Annotated in this window: 11 protein-coding genes; 5 read left to right on the forward strand and 6 right to left on the reverse strand. The window is 61.3% G+C overall.

The window, feature by feature from the left end; translation table 11 throughout:
- Nucleotides 1-3: 3 nt before the first annotated feature.
- The 4 genes from CAY82_RS19805 to acs all read right to left on the reverse strand — a co-directional run bounded on the left by CAY82_RS19805 (nt 4) and on the right by acs (nt 4,759).
- Nucleotides 4-702 (reverse strand): ABC transporter permease, encoded by a 699-nt coding sequence (locus CAY82_RS19805; protein WP_087502718.1) that lies wholly within the window; start codon nt 700-702, stop codon nt 4-6.
- Entirely contained in the window at nt 699-1,388 is a 690-nt protein-coding gene (locus tag CAY82_RS19810; RefSeq protein ID WP_087502719.1) for an ABC transporter permease, read from the reverse strand. The genes CAY82_RS19805 and CAY82_RS19810 overlap by 4 nt, the downstream gene beginning before the upstream one ends.
- Before the next feature lie 88 nt (nt 1,389-1,476).
- A complete protein-coding gene (locus CAY82_RS19815) occupies nt 1,477-2,262 on the reverse strand; it encodes an ABC transporter substrate-binding protein (protein ID WP_075045965.1) in 786 nt (261 codons plus the stop codon).
- A 535-nt stretch (nt 2,263-2,797) separates the two neighbouring features.
- Complete coding sequence (gene acs, locus CAY82_RS19820; protein WP_087502720.1) at nt 2,798-4,759, reverse strand: acetate--CoA ligase; 1,962 nt, start codon at nt 4,757-4,759, stop codon at nt 2,798-2,800.
- Between the two features lie 398 nt (nt 4,760-5,157).
- Between acs and CAY82_RS19825 the strand changes: the two genes are divergently transcribed.
- Nucleotides 5,158-5,412 carry a DUF2790 domain-containing protein gene (locus CAY82_RS19825; RefSeq protein ID WP_003260110.1) on the forward strand — a complete coding sequence of 85 codons (255 nt, stop codon included), beginning with the start codon at nt 5,158-5,160 and terminating at the stop codon, nt 5,410-5,412.
- Nucleotides 5,413-5,567: 155 nt separating this feature from the next.
- Here the strand turns inward: CAY82_RS19825 and CAY82_RS19830 are convergent, their stop codons facing one another.
- The gene (locus tag CAY82_RS19830) at nt 5,568-7,127 is read right to left on the reverse strand and encodes a sigma-54-dependent transcriptional regulator (protein ID WP_087502721.1); all 1,560 of its coding nucleotides are present in this window, start codon (nt 7,125-7,127) and stop codon (nt 5,568-5,570) included.
- Nucleotides 7,128-7,383: 256 nt separating this feature from the next.
- Between CAY82_RS19830 and phhA the strand changes: the two genes are divergently transcribed.
- The 4 genes from phhA to CAY82_RS19850 all read left to right on the forward strand — a co-directional run bounded on the left by phhA (nt 7,384) and on the right by CAY82_RS19850 (nt 9,179).
- On the forward strand, nt 7,384-8,172 hold the full coding sequence (phhA, locus tag CAY82_RS19840) for a phenylalanine 4-monooxygenase (protein ID WP_003260109.1): 789 nt from the start codon (nt 7,384-7,386) through the stop codon (nt 8,170-8,172).
- A gap of 39 nt (nt 8,173-8,211) precedes the next feature.
- Nucleotides 8,212-8,568: a 4a-hydroxytetrahydrobiopterin dehydratase gene (locus CAY82_RS19845; RefSeq protein WP_003254532.1), complete on the forward strand. Its 357-nt coding sequence runs from the start codon at nt 8,212-8,214 to the stop codon at nt 8,566-8,568.
- 190 nt (nt 8,569-8,758) lie between these two features.
- On the forward strand, nt 8,759-8,887 hold the full coding sequence (locus CAY82_RS27120; RefSeq protein WP_256202935.1) for a hypothetical protein: 129 nt from the start codon (nt 8,759-8,761) through the stop codon (nt 8,885-8,887).
- Nucleotides 8,888-8,978: 91 nt separating this feature from the next.
- Nucleotides 8,979-9,179 carry a hypothetical protein gene (locus CAY82_RS19850; RefSeq protein ID WP_087502722.1) on the forward strand — a complete coding sequence of 67 codons (201 nt, stop codon included), beginning with the start codon at nt 8,979-8,981 and terminating at the stop codon, nt 9,177-9,179.
- A 148-nt stretch (nt 9,180-9,327) separates the two neighbouring features.
- On the opposite strand, the gene CAY82_RS19855 is transcribed toward CAY82_RS19850, so the two are convergent.
- The gene (locus CAY82_RS19855; RefSeq protein ID WP_087502723.1) at nt 9,328-12,348 is read right to left on the reverse strand and encodes an FAD-binding and (Fe-S)-binding domain-containing protein; all 3,021 of its coding nucleotides are present in this window, start codon (nt 12,346-12,348) and stop codon (nt 9,328-9,330) included.
- Between the last annotated feature and the right edge of the window lie 130 nt (nt 12,349-12,478).

A 12,478-nucleotide genomic window follows, 5' to 3' on the forward strand; every position in this document is an offset into this window, starting at 1 on the left:
CGGTCAGTGCTTGCGCGGCGCCAGGTAGCCGAGCCAGCGGCGTTCGGCCATTTTGAACAGGCGCACCAGGATGAAGGTCAGGCACAGGTAGAACACGCCCGCCGTGATGTAGGCCTCGAAAGGCAGGTAGTACTGGGCATTGACCGTGCGCGCAGCACCAGTGATGTCGATCAGGGTGACGATCGACGCCAGGCTGGTGGTCTGCAGCATCATGATCACTTCGTTGCTGTACTGCGGCAGCGCGCGGCGCAGCGCCGACGGCAGCAGGATGCGCCGGTACATCTTCATGCGCGACATACCCATCGCCTTGGCCGCCTCGATCTCGCCATGGGGCGTGGCCTTGAGGCTGCCGGCAATGATTTCGGCAGTGTAGGCACTGGTATTGATGCCGAACGCCAGGCAGGCGCAGAAGGTAGCACTGGACAGCAGCGGCCAGAGGAAGCTTTCGCGCACCGTCTCGAACTGCGCCAGGCCGTAGTAGATCAGGAACAGCTGCACCAGCATCGGCGTGCCGCGGATCACGTAGGTGTACAGCCACGCCACGAAATTGACCGCAGGCTGCCTGGACACCCGCATCAGGCCCAGCGGAATGGCCGCCAGCAGCCCGAAGAACAGCGAAATCGCCAGCAGCTTGAGGGTGGTCAGCAGGCCGCCGAAGTACATCGGCAATGCCTCCCAGACGACGTTGTAGTCGAAGATCATAGTTCAGCCACCTTGACGCCCACCGAGTAGCGGCGCTCGAGATACTTCAGGGCCAGCAGCGAGATACTGGTCAGCACCAGGTACAGTGCCGCCACCGCCAGGAAGAAGGTGAAAGGCTCGCGGGTGGCGTCGGCCGCCTGCTTGGCCTTGAACATCATGTCCTGCAGGCCCACCACCGAAATCAGCGCAGTGGCCTTGGTCAGCACCAGCCAGTTGTTGGTGAAGCCCGGGATCGCCAGGCGAATCATTTGCGGCACCTGGATGCGGAAGAATACCTGGAGGTTGCTCATGCCATACGCCACGCCCGCTTCGGCCTGGCCTTTCGGAATACCAAGGAAGGCACCGCGGAAGGTTTCCGACAGGTAAGCGCCAAAAATGAAGCCCAGGGTACCGATACCCGCGATCAGCGGATTCAGGTCGATGTAGTCTTCATAGCCGAGCAGCGGCGCCACCCGGTTGATGATGTCCTGCCCGCCGTAAAAGATCAGCAGGATCAGGACCAGGTCCGGAATGCCACGGATCACCGTGGAGTACAGATCGCCCAGCCAGGCCAGCCAGCGCACCGGCGACAAGCGCAGCGCCACACCGATCAGGCCGAGCACGATGGCCAGGGCCATCGACGACAGGGCGAGCTGAAGCGTCAGCCACGCCCCGTCGAGGATGACTGCCCCGTAGCCTTTCAACATGATGAGGTCCTCGACCTAGAGAATGAAAAATGGTGCAAACCTCAGAGCCTCTGCTGTTTGCACCATTGCACAGGTGAAACTCGACGTATTAGTTCGAGTCTGGACCGTAAATATCGAAGTTGAAGTACTTCTTCTCGATTTCTTTGTACTTGCCGTTGGCACGGATGGCATCGATGGCCGCGTTGATGCGGTCGACGTTGGCCTTGTCACCCTTGCGCACGGCAATGCCGATGCCGTCACCGAAGTACTTGGCGTCGGTGAAGGACGGCCCTACGAAGGCGAAGCCCTTGCCGGCGTCGGTCTTGAGGAAGCCGTCTTCCAGCAGGGTGGCGTCAGCCACGGTACCATCGAGGCGGCCGGCGGCCACGTCCAGGTAGATTTCGTTCTGGGTGCCGTAAGGAACCACGGTGGCACCTTTGGCGCCCAGCACTTCCTTGGCGAAGCGGTCGTGGATCGAGCCGCGCTGCACACCAATCTTCTTGCCCTTGAGTTCATCCAGGCTGTCGCTGACGGCGGTGCCTTCCTTCATCACCAGACGCGCCGGGGTCAGGTAGTAGCGCTTGGTGAAGTCGACCGATTTCTTGCGGTCTTCGGTGATCGACATGGACGACAGGATGGCGTCGATCTTACGCACTTTCAGCGCCGGGATCAGACCGTCGAACTCCTGCTCGACCCAGGTGCACTTGGCTTTCATTTCCTCACACAGGGCGTTGCCGATGTCGTAATCGAAACCGGCAATGCTGCCGTCGGGCTGCTTGAAAGCGAACGGTGGGTAGGCGGCTTCGATGCCGATTTTCAGCGGTTTTTCATCGGCCTGCGACACCAGGGAAAACACGGACAGCGCCAGGGCGCCAAGCAGTGCGAGCTTCTTCATCAGGTAACTCCATCGGTACGGGGCAATACAAGGCAGGTAACGGCTGCCCGATATGCGAATGGGTACAACGCGAGCCGCGCAGGGTTCGACCAAGGCCGCAGACCACGAGCGAGTGAGTGGCATTTTAACGACAGCCCGGTAGTCGATATTTCTTCAAAGCGACAACTACTTACAGAAGCGCTTGAAACCGCAGCGGGCAATGTTGACAGCCATTGCAAAATATGCAAAAGCGCAAGAAATAGAACCTATAGACCTAGCAATTCCCGGGCCTATTATTGGCAAAGCCTTGTAGTACGGCAAGTGCAGCGTGCTGTGTTGGAAAAATTGGCCAGAGAAATGCACCGAAACAGGCCGGAATTGTTTCCTGACGCCCCGCTATTGTGCGAGACCGGTGACAGAACAGTTACCGATGAATGTCGGGTAACAGTAAAGCAAAAACCCCGCCGGTTGCCCGGGCGGGGTTTTTATTGGCTGATCTCACAGGTACACCCCTGAGGGAGCGCACAAAGCCTTCAGCGTGCGGCCAGCTTCGCTATCAGGCCGAAGCCAGGCTCATGGCCTTGTGGGTATCGATCAGGTGCTGCACCACACTTGGGTCGGCCAGGGTCGAGATATCGCCCAGCGCATCGTACTCACCGGTGGCAATCTTGCGCAGGATGCGGCGCATGATCTTGCCCGAACGGGTCTTCGGCAGCCCCGGGGCCCACTGGATCACGTCCGGTGACGCGATCGGGCCGATTTCCTTGCGCACCCAGTTCTTCAGCTCCAGGCGAAGCTGTTCGCTGGTCTCGATGCCGGCATTGAGGGTGACATACACATAGATGCCCTGCCCCTTGATGTCGTGCGGCACACCCACCACTGCCGCCTCGGCCACTTTCGCATGCGCCACCATGGCGCTTTCGATCTCGGCAGTACCCATGCGGTGACCGGACACGTTCAGCACGTCATCCACGCGACCGGTGATCCAGTAGTAGCCATCCTCGTCGCGGCGAGCGCCGTCGCCGGTGAAGTACATGCCACGGAAGGTCTTGAAGTAGGTGTCGACGAAACGGTCGTGGTCGCCGTACAGCGAACGCGACTGCCCCGGCCAGGAATCGAGGATTACCAGGTTGCCCTCGGCGGCGCCTTCGATCAGGTTGCCCAGGTTGTCCACCAACGCCGGCACCACGCCGAAGAACGGACGGGTTGCCGAGCCTGGCTTGAGGCCGGTAGCACCCGGCAGCGGGCTGATCAGGATGCCGCCAGTTTCGGTCTGCCACCAGGTGTCGACGATCGGGCAACGCTCCTTGCCCACAGCCTTGTAGTACCAGTTCCAGGCTTCGGGGTTGATCGGCTCACCCACCGAGCCAAGCAGACGCAGGCTGGAGCCATCGGCACCGGCAACCGCGGCCTCGCCTTCGGCCATCATCGCGCGGATAGCGGTTGGCGCGGTGTACAGGATGTTGACCTTGTGCTTGTCGATGATCTTCGACACACGGGTGATGTCCGGGTAGTTTGGCACGCCCTCGAACAGCAGGGTGGTGGCGCCGTTGGCCAACGGGCCATAGACGATGTAGCTATGGCCGGTGACCCAACCCACGTCGGCGGTGCACCAGTACACCTCACCCGGGCGATAGTCGAACACACGTTCATGGGTCAGCGCGGCATATACCAGGTAGCCACCAGTGGTGTGCAACACACCCTTCGGCTTGCCGGTAGAACCGGAGGTATAAAGGATGAACAGCGCTTCCTCGGCACCCATCTCTTTCGGTGCGCAGTGGCTGGAAGCCACTTTCATCAGGTCTTCGTACCAGATGTCGCGGTGCTGGTGCCAGGCAATGTCGCCACCGGTGCGCTTGCACACGATGATCTTCTGCACGCTGTTGGTTTCAGGGTTGGTCAGCGCCAGATCGACGTTGGCCTTGAGCGGGGTACGTCGGCCGCCGCGCACGCCTTCGTCGGCGGTAATCACGACCTTGGACTTGCAGTCGATGATACGGCCGGCCAGTGCCTCGGGCGAGAAGCCGCCGAATACCACCGAATGGATCGCACCGATACGGGCGCAGGCCAGCATGGCGACCACGGCCTCGGGGATCATCGGCATATAGATGGTTACCACGTCACCCCGGTGCACATCCTGGCCACGCAGGGCATTGGCGAACTTGCAGACCTGCTCGTGCAGTTCGCGGTAGGTGATGTTGCGGTGCTCGGAAGGGTCGTCGCCTTCCCAGATGATGGCCAGCTGGTCGCCGCGCTCTTCGAGGTGGCGGTCCAGGCAGTTGGAGGAAACGTTCAGAGTGCCGTCGGCGAACCATTTGATATCGACGTGGTGGTCGTCGAAGGAGGTCTGCTTGACCTTGGTGAACGGCTTGATCCAGTCGATGCGCTGGGCCTGTTCGCGCCAGAAGCCGTCCGGGTTGATCACCGATTGCTGGTACATGGCCTTGTAGGTGGCCTCGTCGGTCAGGGTGGTGGCCGCAACCTCGGGACGAACGGGATACAGTGGAGCCGCACTCATCTGTGTTACCTCGGTGTAATAGTTGTTTTTGTATGGAACCGTTTGTAACTGTACCAGAGCAACAAAAGCCATTCGACGTTGGTAGTAATTTGGTACGCCCGTTCTGACAAAGCGCTCTGGCACGCACCTTACAGCTCTGACGAAGAAAAAATGGGGCCGCCTGCCAGAGGATTATTACAGATTCTGTCAAAACACTTTATCAAAAGAGCCACTGTTTCGGCTCTGGTCCCAGCCATAAAATTCACCTCGCCAGCAACGGCAAGGCGATTAACAACTGGTAACAGCCCCCACGAAGGCAAACGTTAATCCCCATTCAAACCCGATAGTTCAAACTAGCAATACTCGCGGCGCCACAAGCGCCGCGCGCCCCCTCACGACCTTAGACAGGTAAATAGAAAATGAAAGCTTTACTGGTATTGGTACTTGGCAGTCTTTGCGGCGCGGCGATGGCCGGCGAAGCCAAAGACGCCGAGCAGATTCCGGTTGAACAGTACAGTTACTCGCAGCACCTGGACATTGCCCGCGTCATTTCCATGAGCGAAGTGCCCAATGTGTGCGAAGTCGTGCCAGCCCGCATGACCTACGAGGACTCCAAGGGCCAGAAGCACATTCTCGAATACCGCGTGATGGGGAACGGCTGCTCGAACGGCTGATACCTTGTGAATTGGGGGCCCTGCGGGCCCCATTCGCGGGTGAACCCGCTCCCACAAGTACAGTACCTGCCTTGAATCCAGCGCTATACCTGTGGGGGCGGGTTTACCCGCGAAGCAACCACCGCCTGATTAACAGATTATTAACTAACGACTACTTAATCCGCTGACTTGCCCAACGAATAATCTCTCAACTTGTTGGCAATCGTGGTATGCGAAACACCCAGTCTTTTCCCTAAAGCCCGACTACTCGGGAATTCCGCCATCAAACTTTCCAGCACCGCTTTTTCAAAGCGCCCGACAATCTGCGAAAGATCCCCGTCCAGCGAAAACTCACCCAGCGGTTGACGCACGCCATAATCCGGCAAACGTATATGTTCACTTTTGACGACGCCGCCTTCGCATAACGAAACCGCCTGGAACAACACGTTTTCCAACTGCCTTACATTACCCGGCCAATGGTACTGGCTGAGTTTGTCCATCGCTGCCGGCGCCAGGCGCGGCATGGCGCAGCCGATCTGCCGGCTGGCCTGGTCAAGAAAGTGCTGCACCAGCCCTTCCAGGCCATCCATGCATTCGCGCAATGGCGGAATGTGCAGCGACAACACATTGAGCCGGTGATACAGGTCCTGGCGAAACTCGCCACGGGCACACAATTCGGACAAATCCACCTGGGTCGCGCAGATCACCCGCACATCCAGGTACACCTCCTCATCACTACCTACGCGACGGAAGCAGCCATCCTGCAGAAAACGCAGCAGCTTTACTTGCAGGCGCGGGCTCATCTCCCCTACACCGTCGAGGAACAGCGTGCCACCGGCGGTCAGTTCCAGCAGCCCCAGCTTGCCCTCGGCCCGCGCCCCTTCGAATGCCCCGGGGCCGTAACCGAACAGCTCGGTCTCGGCCATCGACTCGGGCAACCCGGCGCAGTTGAGCGCCATCAGCGGCGACTGGCCGCGCGGGCTGGCCAAGTGGCAGGCACGCGCCAGCAACTCCTTGCCGGTGCCGGTCTCGCCCTCGATCAGCAATGGCGCATCCAGCGGCGCCATGCGCCGCGCCTCGCGTACCACCGCAGCCATCACCCGCGAGCTCTGGAAGATACTGTCGAAACCACGCAACTCCTGCTTGCGCACGTTGTAGATGCGCTCACCGATACGGTCGGCGCGGTGCAGGGTCAGTACCGCCCCGGCCAGCGCCTCGCTGTCGTCGTGCTCGGACTGCAGCGGCGCGATATCGGCCAGGAACACATCGCCCTTGACCTTGATGCGCAGGCCGTTGATGCGCGACTTGTTGGCCCGCACCAGCTCAGGCAGGTCAAAGTCCTCCACATAGCGAGCCAGGGGCATGCCTGGCACCTCGTCCACCCGCACTCCCAGCAACTGTGCAGCGGCACGGTTGGCGGCGACGATGCTGCCCCCCATGTCGATCGACAGCACCGGGAAGTCCAGCGCCCCGAGCAGCGCATTCAGCTCCATGTGCCGGCGCTCGCTAGGCATCAGCCCCACGCGCTTGACACCGAACACCCCGGCAATCGCCTCGAACTTCGGCCGCAGCGCCTGGAACTGCAAATTGATCAGGTTCGGGCAATGCAGGTAGATGGCGTTGCCATGGTCACCACCCACCTCGCCGCGCAGCACGTTGATGCCGTACTCCACCAGCAGGTTGAGGATGTCGCGCAGGATGCCAATACGGTTCTGGCAATGCACTTTGATACGCATGAGGGCTCTCGAAGCGCCAATGTTTTTCAACATCGCGCGGAAAAGTCGTAAAGATAAGCTGACAAAAACAGCCGAGGCATCAGCCAGATGCCTCGGATTTTCCGACACTTGCGCCTTTTTGTAAAATTATCGTTACAAAAACACCACGAAAAGGCGGCCCCGCCACTGGCCCACCCTCGTGCAAAGCGGCCAGCGAAGGGATATTCCTTAGGCATGTCCTGCACATAACAAGAAAAGCCCTCACCAGGAGAGCCACATGAAACAGACGCAATACGTGGCACGCGAGCCCGATGCGCATGGTTTTATCGACTACCCGCAGCAAGAGCACGCGGTATGGAACACCTTGATCACTCGCCAGTTGAAAGTGATCGAAGGCCGCGCATGCCAGGAATACCTGGACGGCATCGACCAGCTCAAGCTGCCCCATGACCGTATTCCGCAACTGGGCGAGATCAACAAGGTGCTAGGCGCCACCACCGGTTGGCAGGTTGCCCGGGTACCGGCACTGATCCCTTTCCAGACCTTCTTCGAACTGCTGGCCAGCAAGCGCTTCCCGGTGGCCACCTTCATCCGTACCCCGGAAGAACTGGACTACCTGCAAGAACCCGATATCTTCCACGAGATCTTCGGCCACTGCCCGCTGCTGACCAATCCCTGGTTCGCCGAATTCACCCATACCTACGGCAAGCTCGGCCTGGCCGCGACCAAGGAACAACGCGTGTACCTGGCGCGCCTTTACTGGATGACCATCGAGTTCGGCCTGATGGAAACAGCGCAAGGCCGCAAGATCTATGGCGGTGGCATCCTCTCGTCGCCAAAAGAGACCGTGTACAGCCTGTCTGGCGAGCCTGAGCACCAGGCCTTCGACCCGATCGAGGCCATGCGTACACCGTACCGCATCGACATCCTGCAGCCGCTGTATTTCGTGCTGCCGAACATGAAGCGCCTGTTCGACCTGGCCCACGAAGACATCATGGGCATGGTTCACAAAGCCATGCAGCTGGGCCTGCACGCACCGAAGTTTCCACCCAAGGTCGCTGCCTGAGCGACCTTGCCGATAACAACTCGAACCGGAAAACACCACATGAATGCCTTGAACCAAGCCCATTGCGAAGCCTGCCGCGCCGACGCACCAAAGGTCACCGACGAAGAGCTGGCCGAGCTGATTCGCGAAATCCCGGACTGGAACATCGAAGTACGTGACGGCCACATGGAGCTGGAACGCGTGTTTCTGTTCAAGAACTTCAAGCACGCCCTGGCGTTCACCAATGCCGTGGGCGAGATCGCCGAGGCCGAAGGCCACCACCCGGGCCTGCTGACCGAGTGGGGCAAGGTCACCGTGACCTGGTGGAGCCACTCGATCAAAGGCCTGCACCGCAATGACTTCATCATGTGCGCGCGCACCGACAAGGTGGCGGAGACGGCTGAAGGCCGCAAGTAAGCACTGAGAAAATGGGGCCCGGTGGCCCCATTTTTTATGGGAAAAATGTCCGCTGTTCGCCCGCAAAACCGACAAACGATCGGCAAAAAAACCAAACTGTCATCCAGACTTGTGTATCCTGCCCCTGCTTAGCGAAGCTTCAAACGCGCCTGGCGCAGACTTTTCACTCACACTTGCGAGGAACGACGAGATGCATGAAATCCCGAATCTTCCCTTCCCAAGCCTGAACCCAGAAGAGCCAACCGTGACCGTTCACGCCGAACCGGCAACTGCCGTCGAGCAGGATGGTGACGATCAATCCAGCGCTGACCAGGAATAACCGCGCATCCCCCGGCTGTGTGAAAACGGCTGACCTGCGGGCCACCCCCGTCATCACGTTTTCACACCGTCCAGAACCCACGTAGGCCCTCATGCCCGACTCACCGCGCCCCCTCGCGGTCACCCTGCAAGTCGTCTCCATCGTCCTCTTCACCTTCATCGGCAACCTGATCAACCGGCTTGGCGGGTTCCGGGTGGCGATCGCCTGCCTGTCGGTGGAAGCGCTTTGGCTGGTGTTGGGCCTGTATCTGTATCGGCAGGCATCATCTTCAAAGCATGCACGGGACTTGTAGGAGCAGCCTTGTGCTGCGAAGAGGCCATTACTGCCGAAGAAAACCTATTGGCTCTACCGGCCTCTTCGCAGCGCAAGGCTGCTCCTACAGGGACGGCGTAAGCCAGGAGGGCTGCAAGGCAGCCCCCCCCCCCCCGGGGCCCTTAAGGTCAGCGCCGGGTGTACTGGAGCACCACTTCCAGCGGGTGGCGCATCTGTCGCTCGGTCATGCGCTTGACCTGGCTGCGGCACGAGTAGCCCGTCGCCAGCGGCTCACCCTCCTTGTCCAGCTTGGTCGCCCACGATTGCTCGAAGATGGTCCGCGAGGTGTCCTGGTTGCGCGCCTCGTGCCCATAAGTACCGGACATACCGCAGCAGCCAGTCGCCTCGGTTACCAGCTTCAGGCCCAGGCGAGCGAACACCTGCTCCCACTGCCTGGTGCTGGCCGGCACGTTGGTCTTCTCGGTGCAGTGCGCCATCAGGCGGAAATTGCCCGGCGCGGTCGGTGCCTGCTCCGGCAGCACATCCATCAACCACTCCTGCGGCAACAGCACCTGCGGGCAACCATCCAGGCCCGGTACTTTCTGGTACTCCTGGCGATACACCAGGGTCATCGCCGGGTCCAGGCCCACCAGCGGTACGCCGCAGTCAGCCAGCGCCTTGAGCTGGGTGGCATTGCGGATCGCCGCCTTGGCGAACGCACCGAGGAAGCCCTGAACGTGCAGGGGCTTGCCGTTGGCACTGTACGGCGCCAGGAACACCCGGTGGCCCAGTCGGTGCGCCAGGTCGATAAAGGCCGACAGCAGCGGTGTCTCGAAGTAACGGGTAAAGGCATCCTGCACCAGCACGATGCTGCGCTCGCGCTGGGCCGGGGTCAGTTCACGCAGGGCCGGTACGCTGGCCACGCCGACACGGCAGCGGGTCAGGGTGGCCTGGAAGTTGAAGCGGCTGATCAGCGGGCTGTCGACCATGCCGACCTTGTCGGCCAGCAGCTTGCTCACCCATTTCGAACCCATCACCGCGTTGTACAGCCCGGGCGCATGGGCCAGATAGGGGATGGTGAATTCCAGCGAACCGATCAGGTAGTCACGCAGCGGGCGCTGGTAGCGGCCGTGGTACAGCTCCAGGAAACGCGAGCGGAAGTCCGGCACATTGACCTTGATCGGGCACTGCCCGGCGCACGACTTGCACGCCAGGCAGCCCGCCATGGCGTCGTACACCTCATGGGAGAAGTCTTCCTGACCCTGGTTGCGCGCACGGTTGTTGCGCAGGCGCTCCGGCAGGCCCTTGAGCCACGATACCTTGTTGCGCGCTGCAGCCAGCACATCAATGTTGGCCTCGCCCTGCAGGCGCAGCCACTCGCGCATCAGCGAGGCGCGGCCCTTGGGCGAATGCTGGCGCTCGCGGGTGGCCTTCCACGACGGGCACATGGCATCGTTGGGGTCGTAGTTGTAGCAGGCGCCGTTGCCGTTGCAGTGCACGGCGCTGCCGAAGTCCTGCCAAACGCGCTCATCGATGGTGCGGTCGAGGTCGCCGCGCAGGGTCACGCCATCGACCCTGGTCAGGCCCTCGGCGCTGTCTGGCGGGGTGCAGATCTTGCCCGGGTTGAGCTGGTTGTGCGGGTCGAAAGCGCCCTTCAGGCGCTGCAGCGCCGGGTACAGCTCGCCGAAGTACTCCGGTACGTATTCCGAACGCAGGCCCTTGCCATGCTCGCCCCACAGCAGGCCGCCATAGCTTTTGGTCAGTGCCGCCACGGCGTCGGAAATCGGCTTGACCAGTGCGGCCTGGGCCGGGTCCTTCATGTCCAGCGCCGGGCGCACGTGCAGCACGCCGGCATCGACGTGGCCGAACATGCCATAGGCCAGGCCGTAGCCATCGAGCAGTGCACGGAAGTCGGCAATGTAGTCGGCCAGTTGCTCCGGCGGTACCGCGGTGTCTTCCACGAACGGCTGCGGGCGCACTTCGCCCTCGACGTTGCCCAGCAGGCCTACCGAACGCTTGCGCATGGTATAGACGCGGGTCACCGCCTCGGCGCCCTCGGCCAGGGTGTGGCCCAGGCGCTCGACGCTGGTGTCGCTCTGCAGGTGCTGGATGAACGCCTGCACCTTGGCATTGACCTCGGTCGGCTCGTCGCCGCAGAACTCCACCAGGTTGATGCCCAGGGTCGGGCGCTCGGGGTCGGCCGGGAAGTATTCGGCGACGCTGTGCCAGACGATGTCCTTCATCGCCAGCATCAGCACCTTGGAGTCGACGGTCTCGATCGACAGCGGCTTGTGCGCCATCAATGCGTTGGCGTCCCGCAGGGCATCCATGAAGCTGGTGTAGCGCACGTTGACCAGCACGGCGTACTTGGGAATCGGCAGCACATTGAGCTTGGCTTCGACCACATAGCCCAGCGAGCCCTCGGCACCGCACAGCACGCTGTTGAGGTTGAAGCGGCCCTGCTCGTCGCGCAGGTGCGCCAGGTCGTAGCCGGTCAGGCAACGGTTGAGCTTGGGGAAGGTGGTTTCAATGAGATCAGCCTGGGTTTCCTGGATCTCCCGCGCCATGCGATACACCTCGCCGACCCGGCCGGGCAAGGCACAGGCCTGTTCCAGCGCAGCATCGTCGATCGGCAGGCTGTGCAGACGTTCGCCACCGAGCAGCACGCTATGCAGTTCCAGTACGTGGTCGCGGGTCTTGCCATAGGTGCAGCTACCCTGGCCGCTGGCGTCAGTGTTGATCATGCCGCCGACAGTGGCGCGGTTGGAGGTGGACAGCTCGGGCGCAAAGAACAGCCCGTGCGGCTTGAGCGCGGCATTGAGCTGATCCTTGACCGTACCGGCCTGCACCCGTACCCAGCGTTCCTCGACGTTGATTTCGAGGATCTTGTTCATGTGCCGCGACAGGTCGACGACGATACCGTCGGTCAGCGACTGGCCGTTGGTGCCGGTACCACCGCCGCGCGGGGTCAGCTTGACCTGCTGGAAGCGTTGCTCGGCCATCAGCGTGGCGACCCGCGCCACATCGTCGGCGTCCAGCGGGAATACCGCCGCCTGCGGCAAGCGCTGGTAGATCGAGTTGTCGGTGGCCAGCACCGTGCGGGTACCGTAGTCGGCACTGATCTGGCCACGGAAGCCGCTATTGCGCAGGGCTTCGAGGAATTCGGGGTAGTTGGCGCTCGGGGCAACGGTCGGCAGCTGGGCGATCATCGAAGGATGGCCTCTTGATATTGGCTAATTCACGGGATTCCTGTCGTTCCGGCATGGATCAACACATGCGGGGATGACGTATAGGCCAATGTTCCTGTAGTTTCGCCTCAGGGGCAAACGGATAATCCTG

It is taken from the genome of Pseudomonas sp. SID14000 (assembly GCF_002165135.1).
GTDB lineage: Bacteria > Pseudomonadota > Gammaproteobacteria > Pseudomonadales > Pseudomonadaceae > Aquipseudomonas.